Here is a 15,327-nt window from a genome sequence, read left to right on the forward strand (position 1 = left end):
CCTTTGACAAAAAGAAATGGTCTTTTATTAATAGAAATGGAATAATTAGTAAAGAAATAGTTTTACTTTATATATTTTTAATAAGTAGTTATATTTCCTTGAAGGTGGGTGTTTTGATGATACAACACGAATATAAATGGGTTCGACAGACTAGAGGGACTCTGTTGGATTTTTGTGGGAAATTAGATCCTAATCATTTTACTCATAAAAATGGTTTCGCTTGGCAAAGTGTAAGAGACACATTGGTTCATATAGCAGATTGCTATGTTGCATGGCTTAGCTCATTTGTTTTATTGAAGACAAAAAAACCACTTACACCCAGAGAAGAACTACATAATATCAGTTTAGAAGAAATAATTGCACGATTTGAACAGGTGGATTTAATAGTCAATGAGTTACTTGAATTACATGGAAATGAATTAAACGTTCTGATTGAGAGAGAAATTCCTTGGAGAGAAGCACCTGAACTGGTATCTATTACTCCGAATAAGTTGTTAATGCATACCATTACACACGAGTTTCATCATAAGGGACAAATAGTAGCCATGCTTCGTCAGATGGGTTATGAACCCCCAAATACAGATGTTTTAGGAACAGAAGATTAATTTATGTAAGTATAAACGGCGATGATTAAAAGTCATCGCCTTTTTCTTTGTGTAAGTCACTGTACATAGAAAATACTACCTACAAAGGAAGGTAGTATTTAAAGATTTAACAAACGGACAGGTTAAATTAAGATGAAACCTTTCTCGGTTGTCCTAATCAGAATTATTTTTTGAATCTAAATGGTACGGTTGAGACAATAACATTTTTCTGATAAATGAGGTAAAGTCGTAATAATAAACTTGATTGATTATGCAAAATATCATGCCATCTTTTCTTCGTAATGAATTGAGGAATCAGTACGGTTAGTGTGTATTTTTCTTCATTTGCTTTGTCTTCTACAATTTCAATAAAGCGCGCAATCGGTCTTAGTAAACTTCTGTAAGATGTATATAACGTCACAAGGCGGATATCCGGTTGCCATTCCTTCCAATTTTCCTCCATTTGTTTTTCGCTCTCTCGGTCAAAAGCCACATAAACAGCAATTACAGAGTCACCGATTAACTTAGCATAATTTAATGAATTTTCAACTACCTTTGTAATGCCAGCTACCGGGACAATGACGATAGTACCCTCTAACGGAAGAGCCTCATCACCCGCTTTAATCATTAGCTGTTCACCAACGGCATCGTAATGTTTTTTAATCCGGTGGCAAACAAATACGATAATCGGTAAAAATATGAGCACATACCAGACTTGAGAAAATTTTGTGGTAAAGAAAATGACGACAACGGTTAGGGTGATCAAGGCACCAATTAGATTAATCATCATTTTAAATAGCCAACCAGAAGGTCTATCCTTTATCCATTTCACAATCATACCTGTTTGAGACAGTGTAAAAGGGATGAATACACCCACTGCGTACAATGGAATAAGTTGTTCCGTTTGCCCTCTAAAGATGATAATCAACAATATGGATGCCACACTAAGAGTAATGATTCCATTTGAATAGCCAAGTCTATCCCCTCGGTTTAGAAACATTCTCGGTATATACTTGTCTGTGGCGAAGTTAACTGCTAACAGAGGAAAAGCAGAAAATCCAGTGTTTGCAGCAAGTACTAGAATAAGGGCAGTAGTTCCCTGAACAAAGTAATACAATAAATTTCTTCCAAATATCTCTGCAGCCATTTGGGAAACAACCGTTTCTTCCGCTTTAGGGGAGATTCCCAGCCAATAAGCTAAAAACATCGTTCCAGTGAAGAGAATTGCTAAAATAAAGCCCATAATCATCAATGTATGGACTGCGTTTTTAGCTTCAGGTTCTTTAAAATTCGGGACGGCATTCGAAACAGCTTCTACTCCTGTAAGAGCTGAGCAGCCCGATGAAAATGCACGCAATAATAAAAATAAACTGATACCAGGAACGGCTGCTCCAATTGGTGCATGTAAATTAGACGCAATCTGTCCGCTTACAATTTGCCATATTCCCACTCCAATAAGAAGGACTAAAGCCAATACAAATAAATAGACGGGATAAGCGAGGACTGAAGCTGATTCCGTAATACCTCTGAGATTTAAAATGGTGATCAAAATAACTAATAAAGAGGCAATACCGACATTAAAAGGATGTAATTGAGGGAATGCAGATGTAATCGCATCGGTTCCCGCTGAAACACTTACGGCTACTGTTAAAATATAATCAACTAATAATGAGCCGCCTGCTACTAATCCAGCGTTTTTCCCCAAGTTACTTTTCGATACAACATAGGCACCACCGCCATGAGGATAAGCATAAATAATTTGACGATATGACAAAATTAGTGCAGCTAAAAGGATCAGAACACCAAAACCAATGGGGACCGAATACCAAAAGGCAATCATACCTAAAGTGGATAACACAATGATAATTTGTTCTGGACCATATGCCACGGAAGAAAGGGCATCTGATGACAGAATGGCAAGTGCTTTTAACTTACCTAATCTTTGTTCACCTAATTCACTCGTTTTAAGCGGTTTCCCAATTAAGGCCCGTTTAAAGATAGAATAACGCATAAAGGTTACCTCCATATGATTAAAAGCATTGTACTTTGTTTCCATTCATTAATAAATGTGTTATGCGTTTATACTACCCGTTATCCTCTTTTGAAAATCATTGATGATATATAAATAAGTAAGTTTAAAAAACACAAAATAGAACTATATGTAGGGGAGTTTATCAAGAAGATTATAATTTCATCTCTGTTCGTCCATTGTAGATATATATCTTGTAAAAGAGTGTTTCAATTGAGGAGTAGACTTTTCATAGGACTACTCTATTTTTCTGGTCAATGGTTAGAGGTATAATTAACTTATTAGATTCGGTAAGAGGTTTTAGGAGGAGGGGAAAAAGGTTGCCATTAGAAATTGTTCGTCATGATCTTACAAAGATGAACGTAGATGTGATTGTGAATGCTGCGAATACTGCCTTGAAGATGGGTGGCGGTGTGTGTGGGGCAATATTCCAGGCGGCGGGTGCCAGGGAGTTGCAAGACGCCTGTGATCAAATCGGCGGGTGCAAAGTGGGAGAAGCGGTTATAACTGAAGGTTATAACTTAGATGCTAAATTTATCATCCATACACCTGGTCCTATTTGGCAAGGTGGGAGTAATAACGAAGCCGAACTATTAAAGGCTTCTTATCTTAACTCTTTGGAACTAGCAAAAAAACATCATTGTGAGTCGATTGCTTTTCCATTAATATCGACTGGCATATATGGTTATCCGAAAGAAGAAGCCTTACAAATTGCAGTCTCCACCATTAGTCCGTTTTTATTGTATAACGACATGCTCGTTTATCTCGTTGTTTTTGATAAAAAATCATTTGGTATAAGTAAGAAATTATTTACATCCATCCATGAATATATTGATGAGCATTATGTCGAAGAGGTAGAACTCACTATTCAACGTTATAGCAGAGAAGACCGATATGCAATGGAACCATTGCATGATGAGGAATTTAGGACAGAGGATATATTTGAAGTAAAGAACGTATCTTTAGTAAACCTATTGGACCAACTCGATGAATCTTTTTCCGAGCGGCTGCTTCGTTTCATTGATGAAAAAGAAATGACAGATGTAGAGACCTATAAAAGGGCAAATATAGACCGTCGCTTATTCTCAAAAATTCGAAATGGAGTGGAATATACTCCTGCAAAGAAAACAGCAATCGCCTTTGCCATTGCCTTAAGGTTGAATTTAAAAGAAACAATAGATCTATTATCAACTGCAGGTTACACCTTATCACATAGCAATAAATTTGATATCATTATTGAGTTCTTTATTCAACAAGCTAACTACAATATTCATGAAATAAATGAAGCCTTATTCGCGTTTGATCAACCATTACTCGGAGCTTAAATTTGCTAATCAAAAATGACGTGTGAATTCACACGTCATTTTATTATGTATCAAGTTTTTTGAACTTTTTAATCTAAACTCTCTGTAAATTTAGTTTATTAAGAGAAAGAAAGGAGGTTGGAACCCAATTTATTGTGATAATATTTTATGAATTGGAAAAAAATAGTTCTTAGGAAAGGAGGGATTGAAAATGTCTGTAAAAAAATGGTTAACAGGATTGTTCGTTTTGCTTGCGATGATTTTGGGTGTGACAACTCCAGGCTCACTTCCAGTATTTGCTGAATCTGGTATCGTAACACAGCCTATGGAGACGGTGAATGCGATAGAGGTCAAGTTGAACGATGATTACTTTAATCCGAAAGTCATCACTATTCCCAATGGAAGACCGACAACGTTGATATTGAAAAACGAAGGTAGGAAAGAGCACACCTTCACAGTGGAAAAGCTTAGTATTGACGCGGAAGTCCAACTCGGAAAAGAAAAAACCATTACCGTGAAACCGAATAAGCCCGGTACATATGATCTGATATGTCGGTACCATTTCCAGGAAGGAATGGTTGGAAAAGTAATAGTTAAATAACAAGCAGGGCCCAATCGGGCCTTGCATTTTTAATAGGCAACCGTAACAGATTATTAAACCCCGATATTATAACAACTATCTTTTCTCCACAAACGGATATTCCTTTAAGAACTATAATAAGTTTTTATATTTAATTGTATTTTACGTCAAAAAAAGAGACTTTCTAGAAAGTCTCTTTTTTTGACTAATAATTAATACATATGTATTGATTTAAAAAAAGTTTTTCATCTATCAAGAAGAACTTAATCCTTATTTGTTAACGCTTTTCAATATAGTTTACGACATCCCCGACTGTTTGAAGCGTCGCTGCGGTTTTGTCGCTAATTTCAATGGCGAATTCATCTTCAATTTCCATTGTCAGGTCAACCATATCAAGCGAATCAGCTTCTAAGTCATCTTTGAATGATGATTCTGGTTTGATCAGTTCCATTTTGACACCCAGTTGGTCAGCAATAATAGGTCTTAACTTCTCAAAAGTGGTCATTGCGGCATCCTCCTTATTATTTCATAACCACCATTATAACACCCTAAAACGGAACGTAAAACATAAAATTGTTGCCAATATCTGGGTGGGTTTTGATATTGATTTATTGAAAGTTAATACAATTATCATGAACCTTTGTATATTCGTTAAGAAAATAATCCAATTTCACACTAGCTTGAATAGTTAATTGGTGACTAAAACCCATTTTCTGACCAATTTCAATTAGTTCTTCCCTCAAGTTTTCTATGTATACTCGAAGCTCAAACGGACCTAAAACAATCGGTTCTATATCCATACAGATACCTCATTTGGAAAAGTTAGTAAAATCATAATCTCTATTTTAACAATTACTATAAAAGCCTTCTATAGGATTATTTCTATAGATATTAATCGATAAATTAGATATGACAACTAATGTTGAAAAGGTAAAAGAGAAAGGTAGAATTAGGTTTAGAAGGAATTTGTATTGATTTATAGAATTACTCTTACTAACTAGCTATTTAGTTTATAAGGAACTACTCATATTTTTCGGAAAATCTGTACATGGAGAGTGTAACTAAGTGGAGATATCAGAACATATTTATGCGCGGTCAAATCGCTTGATTTTGAGACAATTTTCACAAAAAGATGTTGAATCCTTTTATTTGTACCGTTCGAGTCCTGAAGTGGCTAAATTTCAGTCTTGGGAGAATTATCAATATCACGATGCGGAAGTTTTTGTTAGAAAGCAATCGAAGAGTATGCCAGATCAACCTGGTACTTGGTTTCAGTTTGCGATTGCCTTAGTTGAGACGAATCATTTAATTGGAGATTGTGCTCTTCACACACTCTTGAATGAGCCTCGTATTGTCGAAATAGGTTTTACTTTAGCCGAAGAGCATCAGGGAAAAAGCTACGCCAGTGAAGCGGTGAGAGCATTATTGAGTTATGCTTTTAATGATCTCGGAAAACACAAGGTGATAGCCTTTACAGATGTTAGAAACGAAAAGTCGATCCGTCTACTTGAACGTGTAGGCATGAGGAGAGAAGGACATTTGTTGGAAAATTATATGTCAAAAGGACAGTGGGTTGACGAGTATCAATATTCATTACTGCAGTCGGAATGGAGAGAAAACTAACCCAACCTCATTCAACAGATTTGTTAAATAGAAGTAATGGGGCATATTTTCCGCTTCCAATAAGGGGGCAAGAGAACTGCTCCCTGCTATTTAACCACGAATGTCTCCCCAACCTCATCAAATGCGTGCTTATAGTCAAACGCAAAAGGAGTTGGTCCGTTCTGAATATAATAGTTGTATCTCTTGAAAGCCTCCTCCCAGGATACTTCCTTCACCTTCTCCGCCCACCATAATACATATGTAGGTTGTTTTTCTTGATGAGGTCCAATCCACTTGTTCCTGTCTCGTAATGCTTGTTTATGTTGACCTGAATAGGTAAAACGATATAAAGATTGAAGGTTCTTCCATACCGTTAATGTAAGAATGGGATCACCATCCCCTGGAATCGCTTCTTCAGGGAATGGCACTCCATTAGGTGAAAACTCCTTTATTAGATTCCCTGATTTAACGGCCTGTCGAATTACATCGTAACCCACTTCAAAAAACTCCCGAGAGGCAGGATGTTCATATGGATGTTTTAGCCTACCAACAGTATAGATCGCAACAAAAGCCATAATTATCCCTCCATTTACACTTTTTACCTACATATATTCAAAAAACACTGGACTAATTCCTGATGAACAAAATTGCTAATAAATTAAAAATTAATTTATTATAATTCCCACTAGAATCTGCTCTCAGCTTTTTTATCTAGAGAAGGGGATATTAAAGAATTAAGTACTAATTTGGCTAATTAATTCTAACGTGATAAATTAAGCCAACAAGCTTAAAATAAATAATAAATAATTAAAGTTTACTTCCTGTAGTTATAGAGCTAAAGGGGTGTTAGTTTCAAAAAAACGGACTGTTTAGGCAGTCCGCTTTTCGTTTTCCATTATTTTAACGAAATGGCAAAAACCAAACTTAAGCTTCAATTTTTATTCTTTTCCATTCAAATTCAGCGAAATATTCTCATCTTTTGGCAAATAATAATACCAAACTCTTGAAATTGGGTGTTATTATTGCGTGTTGTTCTGATGCTCACCGTTTTAATTAGTTGCTGGAAATTCGGAGATATAAAACATTGGAGAAAATATTACCCCACTATTTTATATTTGAGCACAAATAATTTATTATATTGCTTCTTTGTAAATGGAAAATATCATCTATGGAGGTTGGAACCCGATTTTTTATTAAACCAAACCTTTTCAGTTTTAATTCAAACTTTCGTTATTCTTCCATGTATTGTCATACTGTTTTTGTCGTATTTGCCTAAAAATTTCAAGAATCAAATAGTCTATTTAATTATATCAGGCTCCGTTCTTGTTGGTATTGAGGCTATAATGTATATTTTGGGAAAAATCACATATCATAACGGTTGGAATTTTGGATGGTCAATAGTCTTTAATTTCATTTGGGTTATTATGTTGAGATTTCATTACTTTAAGCCGATACCTGCTTGGATAGTTTCATTTATATCGACAGCTTTTTTTGTGATTTATTTTCATGTTCCTTTACCCTAATATAAGCAAATGACTTCCCGAAGAAACCCCATTAAGTATGGATAGGGAGATTCGATTAAGTAAAATTCTGAATGTATTCATGTAATAAGAGTTAACTTACATTTATAGTCTGTAAATTTTGAATAATAAATATTTCAAGTGATTTATGAAATGGTTAATTTATGTTAAGAGATGGAAAATCGCATTCTTTTTTCTTTGAATGCTTGTATTATAAGACTGTACTACAAAATGCAAGCATTCAAGGAGGAATAAAAATGAAAACTTTCAAAAACTGGTTATTTGCTTTGATGTCAGCATTGTTATTACTTGGAGCTGCTACAGCGTGCTCAAATGCTAGTTCAAAAACGGAAGACCCAAACACCCAGCAAACCAATGATGGTTCTCAAACCGATGACGGTTCTCAAAGTGACAATGGAAATTCTGGTCAATAAGGAAATTCACTTATCATTTAGATTTGCATGTAGGTAATCTTACAGTTTTTTTTAATTCACCAGAAAAAAGCTGACTTCAAAAGGGGACAATTTAGCCCTTGAAATCAGCTTTTTTATAGTATGACTATCCAATCTTATTCACTGACAATGATCATTTTTTCTTGTTTTTTATTTGATTTTTATTATTTTTATTTTCCTCTTTCGAAGAATTTTCGTTACTGTCGATTTCTTCTTTCACATTAGCTACTGTAATCGGTAAATCACTTTCACTTTCATGTTCCTTACTAACAGTAGAATCTGTTAGCGTTCCGTTCGCTTCGAACTTATTACTTGAAGGTAATTCTGGTTTATTTTTCTCTCCTTTAACAACGAGGGAGCCTGTGCGTTTTTCTCGGGATTCTTCCTTTTTGTCTTCTTTCATAATGTTTTCAATATCGGGATTTCCTTCCACTATCAAAATATCAGGGTTTTCCATTATAACTTCTTCGTGCGCTACTTCGGTCTTGGGTAGTGTAACAACTTCCGTGACGGAAGGGACGGAATGCTCAATTCGTGCTTCTTCTTTTCTGATGATATCTTGTACCTGCTTTGTTTCTTGAATTTTTCGCTTGCCTACAATTACTTCTTCAACGACTACAGGCCTTTTCGTTACTTCTATTCGTTCTTCCGTAATCGGAATACGAATGATTTCATCTTCTGCAAATGCGCTGCTATCATACTTTCCATCAATGACAGGACGGCGCTCAATATATACTTCTTCTCGAATAAGTGGAACATAAACAGTTCGCTGTTCTTCCACTACTTCTTTATGGAGCTGTAATTCTCCGACTTGGACACGCTCTTTTGTAATATCAAGCTGTTCTTCACGAAGTCGGACAGCTGTTGTTTTTTCGGTCTCAAATTGAGATTCATAAATAGGGCTATCGTAAGTTTCATTCGTATCAACCAGCAAAATCATTTTCCCATTATTTATTTCCTTTTCACACTGTTTTGCCGTAAATACTGGTAGTCCCCTTCCAATAAGCCTGCTGGATAGGGCGTTTGCCGGGCTTCCGCCCATTCCTACCGTCATCAAGGAAAAAAAGCTTTCCATCATGACACCAGCTAAGGTACTCACTTGTGTATCTGCTTCTACCATGACACCAGTTTGGGAAGTGATTGATGGAATGTCACTTCGATATTTTGCCACAACCATCATATCTGTTTCACGATGCCCCTGACGTTTCAAACCTTCGATCGCATACAAGACTTCTTGCTCTGAATTGAATGTTCCAACGATTCTTTTTTCCATACTCATAATACCATGCCTCCTATAATGTACTAGTGCAGTAAAAAAATTACATCGAAGTGTATAGAATGTCTACCCGAGTACTCTTCACTTGAAACATTTGCTAGAAAATATGGTGAACAAAAAAAAAAAAACGCCAATCACTTGGGAGTTGACGAGTTTTCCTCTATTTCCACGCAATCGAAATATTTGTTAGTTATATTCATCTTGTTGTGTAATTAACAATTAAAAAAGTGCTGATAAAGCCAATACCTATAAGAAAAGAAATAAACGGCCAATCACGGTCAGATGACTTTTTAAAGATAACGACCGCTAAAACAAACGAAAAAACGGTACCAATAAGTAACATTCTGTTTACCCACATAAATAAAATACTATCTAACCACAGCAAAAAAATTTCTCCTTTTATTTTGATTATGAGAATCCAATAAAAAATTGTGAAAAAAATAAAGAAAAAGAGAGTGATGATAAAGACGTTATCAGCGGATATTCCTTCATTTAGAACTAGAGCTCTGTCTTAATAATTACATTATAAAAGCCATTGTTTAAGTTCTGATGAATTCTATGTAAACGTTTTTTAAAGATGTGATTGCTCTCTATTTAATATTTATGATATGGTATAATGCATCGTACTTGGTAAGTAGGGAAGTAAAATGGACAAAACAAACCTTAGGAGCTCAGGTATACAATAATAATGGAGTGATTATATGAATAAAGCTAAGGGTAAAAGCGGTACAGGTAGAGGAACAGGAAAGAAGGGATGGAATCGTTGGCAAGCTAGTGCCAACAGAGCTAAGAGTGCCAAACCTTATGTAAGCAAAGGTGTAAAAAAATCAGAGGAGTCAAAGACCACCAACAATAGTAAAGGTGATACATCCGAATGAAATAACGTGTGCGTTTCTACTTTAGGTAGAAACGCATTTTTAAATTTGCTAACAAAACAGGTTAAATGGAGTCATACTATCTCTGTGTTTTAAAAGGATACAGCTGGCGGTAATCGGTAGGTGTCATTCCTTCATGTTGTAAAAAACGTTTATTAAAATAACTTATACTCGGATAGCCTGCCTTTAGAGCAATTTCTTTAATTGTCATTTCCTTATTGTCCAACAGCCATTGCTTGCTCATTTGAAGCCGGCATAATGTAATAAACGCCATTGGCGTCATTTGTGTAGCCCGTTTAAAGAGACGGCAAAAATAATAGGTGCTTACACATGCTTGTTCTGCCCAGTAATCCAATTCGAATGGTTCACAAGCTTTGCTTTGCATCAACGGTAACAAAGATTGAATACGATCGTCTAATTCTTGCTTTCTGTCAGAAGTCCGAGGCACCACATGTGTAATAAACTCTATTAAAAAAGTATAGGTAAGGGTGGACAATCGAGACAAATGCAAAAAACTATTTTTCTCTGCTTCAAGAAGCAGCTGTTCATGTGCTTCTTCTAATGGTTGGAGATGTTGAACATTCCAAAGTGAATGCCGATGAAAACCTTTATCCGATAAAAATGGTTGGAGGACACTACCATAAAAATGAATCCATCGAATATTCCAAGGGTCATTATGGCTGCTGTAATAACGTTGTTCCTGCATAGGAAAATACAAAAAAGCATCCCCGCGCTTTAAGGAATATTGTTTACCATCCATTTCTACAAAGCCAGAACCAGAGACAACAAAGTGGATACTAAAATTATTAAGCGTTCCCACTTTTCGGTCGACCTGATGTTGCGGCTCATCCCAATACAATCCGATCGATTCGGGAAGGACCATATATTCATGATCATTGAGTGTAGGTAATAAATATTGTCTTTGCATCTCCATCACTCTTTTCATCGCAATATTGTTTCATATGTAGGGCAAAAAGATTCTATTTTTATTTTATTATGAGTTTCATATAATGACAATATAGTATTATTTTTACATAAAGGAGAGGAATTGAATGAATAAAATTCGTTGGGGTATTATCGGATGCGCCGGAATTGCGAAGCGCTCGGTTATACCTGGAATCCAGCAATCTGATACGGGCGAAGTCGCTGCAATCGCAAGCCGCGGATTGGACAAGGCCATGCAAACAGCTGAACAATTGATTATACCGAAAGCTTATGGAAGTTATGAAGAATTACTTGCTGATCCTACTATTGAAGCCGTTTACATTCCATTGCCTAATCACCTGCATAAAGAATGGGTTATCCGTGCTGCAGAAGCGGGCAAACATGTTTTATGCGAAAAGCCATTAGCGATCAATGCAGAAGAAGCACAGGAAATGCTTGAGGCTTGCGAAAAAGCTGGCGTTGTATTTGCTGAAGCATTTATGTACCGGTATCATCCGCGATATACCACCATTCGTGACATTATTAAATCGGGTGAGATAGGGGAGCTTCGCGGAATCCATGGCACCTTTACCTTTAACAATTCAAAGGATATGAACAATATTCGATATAAACAAGAGTGGGGCGGCGGCTCGTTATATGATGTTGGCGTTTATCCGATTAGTGCTGCACGCATGTTGTTAAACGAAGAGCCAAAAGCTGCAGCTGTTCATGCATTATTATCTGAAGAGCACGATCATGTAGATATGATGGCCTCTGGCATTTTGGAGTTTAATAGAGGTGTAGCTTTAACTTTTGATTGCGGAATGTGGGCAGCTTTCAGAAATACGCTCGAAGTCTTGGGAACAGAAGGACGAATTGAAGTTCCTAGTGCTTTTGTAGTTAATCAGGATGAAGGAGATAACTTTTTTGTTTGTACAAAGGATGGGCGCCGAGAAGTGGAAGTTCCTCGCTTGAACCAATATGCCTTGCAAGCAGATGCAATTGGAAGAAGCATTCGAAACGGAGAACCGCTTCCATTTCCAGCATCCGATGCCGTCCTGAATATGAAAGTTTTAGATGCTTGTCTAACATCGGCAAGAGAACGTCGTCGTGTTGAGATTAACTAATTGGAGGTCAAAATCATGAATTCGATTACAATTCCAGGATTATCAAAACCAGTAACCACTCTTATTCAAGGCTCTGATTATTTTAGGCCAAGTGTTTATGAAAAAGTTTGCAACGTGCTGGACCGTTTTATTGCTATTGGCGGGAATACGATTGACACTGCCCGTATTTACTGTGGCGGTGAGAGCGAACTGGCAATTGGTCAATGGATGAAAGACCGGAATAATCGTGAAGATGTCGTCATTTTGACGAAAGGGGCTCACCACGACCAGAACGGCCCTCGTGTAAATCCAGAAGCCATATCAAAGGATCTGTTTGAGAGCTTAGAAAGACTTGGAACTGATTATATCGATTTATATGCGTTGCATCGTGATGACCCAAATGTTCCAGTTAGTGTCATTATGGATGCATTAAATGAACATATTGCCGCGGGAAGAATTAAGGCAATTGGCGGGTCGAATTGGACGGTCGGGCGGTTGCAGGAGGCGAATGAATATGCGGCAGCAAATGGGTTAGTGGGATTTACTTTTAGTAGTCCAAATTTAAGCTTAGCCAAAGCGAAAGAACCATTTTGGGCAGGCTGTGTATCAGTTGATGCCGCAGATAGTGAGTGGCATGAAAAATATCAGCTCCCCATTTTATCGTGGTCTTCCCAAGCAAGAGGTTTCTTTACTGGCCGTTTCACGCCTGAAGATCAAAGCAACGAAGATCTTGTTCGTGTTTTCTACAGTGACGATAATTGGGAACGTTTACGCCGCGCTGAACAATTGGCGAAAGAAAAAGGTGTCAGCACCATTCAAATCGCTCTTGCCTATGTGCTCAATCAACCTTTTCCGACATGTGCCCTTATCGGTGCTCAAAATGAAGAAGAGTTAATCTCATGTTATGAGGGCTCCAAAATTGTCTTAACAAAAGAAGAGTTAAGATGGTTGGAACACGTTGATATAAGTGTGAGATAAACAGGTATGAATTAAATTTAAAAAAAATCGCCATCTGAGGATTTAACAGATGGCGATTTTTTTTGCCAATTGCTATTATTGTGATTGTATTGTCCGAATCAATTAACTTATTTTGAGGTATTAAATGAAGGTATATAGACTTAAAAGGCAGTTTAATGAATATAAAAGAGGAACACAGTTTTACTTGATTAGTGAATCAGAATTTATAGGCGTTAAAGAGTATGTATTGAGAACGAAAGATTTAACGAATAGGATATCGATCAATGAAAGTGAACTTCTTAAGAATTTTACTTTATTAAAAGAAATCTTTTAACGAATTCTCGCTATAGTGTGGTATCAATATCTTTGACACCACACTAAAAATAAAATTAGATCAATACAGGCTTTAATACTAAATTTCGATTTGACTAGAATAATTTTTGTTATAATGCTTTGCAAAATCTCGAAACAAATGTACGACCGGGCTTAAATATTTGTTTTTTACGGTCGCAAGATAAATAAAACGTTCATAAGGTGGATTTCTTATTGGTAAAACCCTCACATCGAAATGTTTCAACATCCAAATATCAGGTAACAAGGCAATTCCGTAATTCATCGAAACTAAGCCAATCGCAGCACTGTCTTCCTCCACTTCAAATGCAATGTTAGGAGTAATATCAACTTCTTTAAATAAACGATCACTCAATCGTCTAAGACCACTCCCTTTATCAAAATATACAAACGGGAAAGGCTCCGTATCCTTTAAGTCAATGCTTGTGTAACTTGCTAGCGGATGGCCGGAAGGGACGACAAGGACCAGATTCTGCTTAACCAATGGTATAAAATCGATATTAGGTTCATCTTCAATATATGAGCAAAATGCCAAATCATATTTATCGGATTTAAGACCTTCGATAATGTTCTGCGTAGTTCCCTGACTAAAAGAAAATGAAATATCTTTGTGCTTTTCAATACTCAGGAAATTCTTGACCATAGTCGGTACAAATCTCGAGCCCAGTGTATAAATAAATGACAAATCAATCGTACCTTTATTTGGGCTTACTAAATCATTAATTATTCTCTGCCCCTCATCTAGCGAATTTAAAGATTTATTAACATATTGTAAAAAAATAGATCCATATTTCGTTAATCGAATGTTTCTTCCGCTCTTTTCAAAAAGATATACACCTAATTCCTTCTCTAATTCCGAAATGGCGTAAGTTAAGCTTGGTTGGGCAATAGACAGCTGTTCTGCTGCCAATGTATAATGCTCAAATTTCGCCAATACACGGAAATATTCAAGATGTTTTAAGTTCATTATCCTTCACATACTCTCCCTTCTAAACCACAATTTACTACTTTAACCAAATTATAAGAGAACCTATAGAATATTTCTATCGATAATGTAAAATTTATTGGATTTATTTTTCTGAATATTATTACTATAATGAACTTACTAAAACGCTTTCAATAAGGCAGAAGATTAAAATTTAAGGTTAAGGGTGGTAATAAGTAAATGCAAAAGGTAGATGAAACTAAAATGGAAAAAAAACTAGAAGCGAATACTCATGAAATACGAGGAATCGATCATATTGGACTAACCGTACCAGATATCGAAGAGGCAACGGAATTTTTTAAAAAGGTCTTTAACGCAAAAGTTTGTTACGATGTACATACTCCGAATATGCCTCCACAACGTGGAAGGTCTGCTAAAAGGAACGTAAATCTACCAGAAGGTACAAGTATTGATCATATTAGACTCTTAAGAATAGGAAACACTCCTTGTCTTGAATTATTTCATATTAAATCAAATAAACAATCTGTTGTAGATACCATTGTTAATTTCGGCTTAACCCATCTTGCGTTTTATACGGATAATATTGAGTTATCGGCTAAAAAATTTGTTGAGGCCGGCGGTACGCTTTGTTCAGATCCACACCCTCTGCCTTCAGAAATCGAAGGCGGAGAAAAGAATTACTGGGTCTATGGCCAAGCACCATGGGGAAGTTTAATCGAATTAATTTCGTATTCAAGTGGGATTCATTACCCAGATAATAGCGAAGTGGACCGCTGGACACCTGATTGTTGATGGTGGTATTTACAAAAGTATTTATTATA

The 15,327-nt window shown here is 36.3% G+C and carries 19 protein-coding genes; 11 read left to right on the forward strand and 8 right to left on the reverse strand.

What is annotated here, in order from left to right; translation table 11 throughout:
* Positions 1 to 116 precede the first annotated feature (116 nt).
* Positions 117 to 605 (forward strand): DinB family protein, encoded by a 489-nt coding sequence (locus COD92_RS18425; RefSeq protein ID WP_098527235.1) that lies wholly within the window; start codon positions 117 to 119, stop codon positions 603 to 605.
* Positions 606 to 768: 163 nt separating this feature from the next.
* On the opposite strand, the gene COD92_RS18430 is transcribed toward COD92_RS18425, so the two are convergent.
* Complete coding sequence (locus COD92_RS18430) at positions 769 to 2,595, reverse strand: APC family permease (RefSeq protein ID WP_098527236.1); 1,827 nt, start codon at positions 2,593 to 2,595, stop codon at positions 769 to 771.
* Positions 2,596 to 2,933: 338 nt separating this feature from the next.
* Between COD92_RS18430 and COD92_RS18435 the strand changes: the two genes are divergently transcribed.
* Both COD92_RS18435 and COD92_RS18440 read left to right on the forward strand, forming a co-directional pair.
* The gene (locus COD92_RS18435; RefSeq protein ID WP_098527237.1) at positions 2,934 to 3,938 is read left to right on the forward strand and encodes a macro domain-containing protein; all 1,005 of its coding nucleotides are present in this window, start codon (positions 2,934 to 2,936) and stop codon (positions 3,936 to 3,938) included.
* A 190-nt stretch (positions 3,939 to 4,128) separates the two neighbouring features.
* Positions 4,129 to 4,518 carry a cupredoxin domain-containing protein gene (locus tag COD92_RS18440; protein WP_098527238.1) on the forward strand — a complete coding sequence of 130 codons (390 nt, stop codon included), beginning with the start codon at positions 4,129 to 4,131 and terminating at the stop codon, positions 4,516 to 4,518.
* A 256-nt stretch (positions 4,519 to 4,774) separates the two neighbouring features.
* Here the strand turns inward: COD92_RS18440 and acpP are convergent, their stop codons facing one another.
* A complete protein-coding gene (acpP, locus tag COD92_RS18445; protein WP_098527239.1) occupies positions 4,775 to 5,002 on the reverse strand; it encodes an acyl carrier protein in 228 nt (75 codons plus the stop codon).
* 103 nt (positions 5,003 to 5,105) lie between these two features.
* Positions 5,106 to 5,297: an aspartyl-phosphate phosphatase Spo0E family protein gene (locus COD92_RS18450; protein WP_098527240.1), complete on the reverse strand. Its 192-nt coding sequence runs from the start codon at positions 5,295 to 5,297 to the stop codon at positions 5,106 to 5,108.
* A 265-nt stretch (positions 5,298 to 5,562) separates the two neighbouring features.
* Here COD92_RS18450 and COD92_RS18455 point away from each other — a divergent pair, with 265 nt between their 5' ends.
* Positions 5,563 to 6,120 carry a GNAT family N-acetyltransferase gene (locus COD92_RS18455; RefSeq protein WP_098527241.1) on the forward strand — a complete coding sequence of 186 codons (558 nt, stop codon included), beginning with the start codon at positions 5,563 to 5,565 and terminating at the stop codon, positions 6,118 to 6,120.
* 86 nt (positions 6,121 to 6,206) lie between these two features.
* Here the strand turns inward: COD92_RS18455 and COD92_RS18460 are convergent, their stop codons facing one another.
* On the reverse strand, positions 6,207 to 6,674 hold the full coding sequence (locus COD92_RS18460) for a DUF3291 domain-containing protein (protein WP_098527242.1): 468 nt from the start codon (positions 6,672 to 6,674) through the stop codon (positions 6,207 to 6,209).
* A gap of 462 nt (positions 6,675 to 7,136) precedes the next feature.
* Between COD92_RS18460 and COD92_RS33395 the strand changes: the two genes are divergently transcribed.
* Entirely contained in the window at positions 7,137 to 7,622 is a 486-nt protein-coding gene (locus COD92_RS33395; RefSeq protein WP_368731437.1) for a CBO0543 family protein, read from the forward strand.
* Between the two features lie 254 nt (positions 7,623 to 7,876).
* Positions 7,877 to 8,053: a hypothetical protein gene (locus COD92_RS32095; protein ID WP_176541022.1), complete on the forward strand. Its 177-nt coding sequence runs from the start codon at positions 7,877 to 7,879 to the stop codon at positions 8,051 to 8,053.
* 151 nt (positions 8,054 to 8,204) lie between these two features.
* Here COD92_RS32095 and COD92_RS18470 read toward each other — a convergent pair whose 3' ends face one another.
* Together COD92_RS18470 and COD92_RS18475 are read right to left on the reverse strand one after the other, a co-directional pair.
* Positions 8,205 to 9,350, reverse strand: coding sequence for a YsnF/AvaK domain-containing protein (locus COD92_RS18470; RefSeq protein ID WP_098527244.1), 1,146 nt, complete (start codon positions 9,348 to 9,350; stop codon positions 8,205 to 8,207).
* Between the two features lie 193 nt (positions 9,351 to 9,543).
* Entirely contained in the window at positions 9,544 to 9,732 is a 189-nt protein-coding gene (locus tag COD92_RS18475) for a hypothetical protein (RefSeq protein ID WP_098527245.1), read from the reverse strand.
* Positions 9,733 to 10,048: 316 nt separating this feature from the next.
* On the opposite strand from COD92_RS18475, the gene COD92_RS18480 reads away from it, so the two are divergent.
* Positions 10,049 to 10,225, forward strand: a complete 177-nt coding sequence (locus COD92_RS18480; protein WP_098527246.1) for a DUF3934 family protein — start codon at positions 10,049 to 10,051, stop codon at positions 10,223 to 10,225.
* A 76-nt stretch (positions 10,226 to 10,301) separates the two neighbouring features.
* Here COD92_RS18480 and COD92_RS18485 read toward each other — a convergent pair whose 3' ends face one another.
* Positions 10,302 to 11,150 (reverse strand): helix-turn-helix domain-containing protein, encoded by an 849-nt coding sequence (locus COD92_RS18485; RefSeq protein WP_098527247.1) that lies wholly within the window; start codon positions 11,148 to 11,150, stop codon positions 10,302 to 10,304.
* A gap of 124 nt (positions 11,151 to 11,274) precedes the next feature.
* Here COD92_RS18485 and COD92_RS18490 point away from each other — a divergent pair, with 124 nt between their 5' ends.
* From COD92_RS18490 to COD92_RS18500, 3 genes are all read left to right on the forward strand, one after another.
* The gene (locus COD92_RS18490) at positions 11,275 to 12,273 is read left to right on the forward strand and encodes a Gfo/Idh/MocA family protein (RefSeq protein WP_098527248.1); all 999 of its coding nucleotides are present in this window, start codon (positions 11,275 to 11,277) and stop codon (positions 12,271 to 12,273) included.
* A gap of 15 nt (positions 12,274 to 12,288) precedes the next feature.
* Positions 12,289 to 13,230: an aldo/keto reductase gene (locus tag COD92_RS18495; RefSeq protein WP_098527249.1), complete on the forward strand. Its 942-nt coding sequence runs from the start codon at positions 12,289 to 12,291 to the stop codon at positions 13,228 to 13,230.
* Between the two features lie 124 nt (positions 13,231 to 13,354).
* Positions 13,355 to 13,543: a hypothetical protein gene (locus COD92_RS18500; RefSeq protein ID WP_098527250.1), complete on the forward strand. Its 189-nt coding sequence runs from the start codon at positions 13,355 to 13,357 to the stop codon at positions 13,541 to 13,543.
* Between the two features lie 78 nt (positions 13,544 to 13,621).
* Here COD92_RS18500 and COD92_RS18505 read toward each other — a convergent pair whose 3' ends face one another.
* Positions 13,622 to 14,527, reverse strand: coding sequence for a LysR family transcriptional regulator (locus COD92_RS18505; protein WP_098527251.1), 906 nt, complete (start codon positions 14,525 to 14,527; stop codon positions 13,622 to 13,624).
* A 198-nt stretch (positions 14,528 to 14,725) separates the two neighbouring features.
* On the opposite strand from COD92_RS18505, the gene COD92_RS18510 reads away from it, so the two are divergent.
* The gene (locus tag COD92_RS18510) at positions 14,726 to 15,298 is read left to right on the forward strand and encodes a VOC family protein (RefSeq protein ID WP_255286488.1); all 573 of its coding nucleotides are present in this window, start codon (positions 14,726 to 14,728) and stop codon (positions 15,296 to 15,298) included.
* The last annotated feature ends 29 nt before the right edge of the window (positions 15,299 to 15,327 follow it).

The sequence above is a fragment of the Bacillus sp. AFS037270 genome, assembly GCF_002585305.1.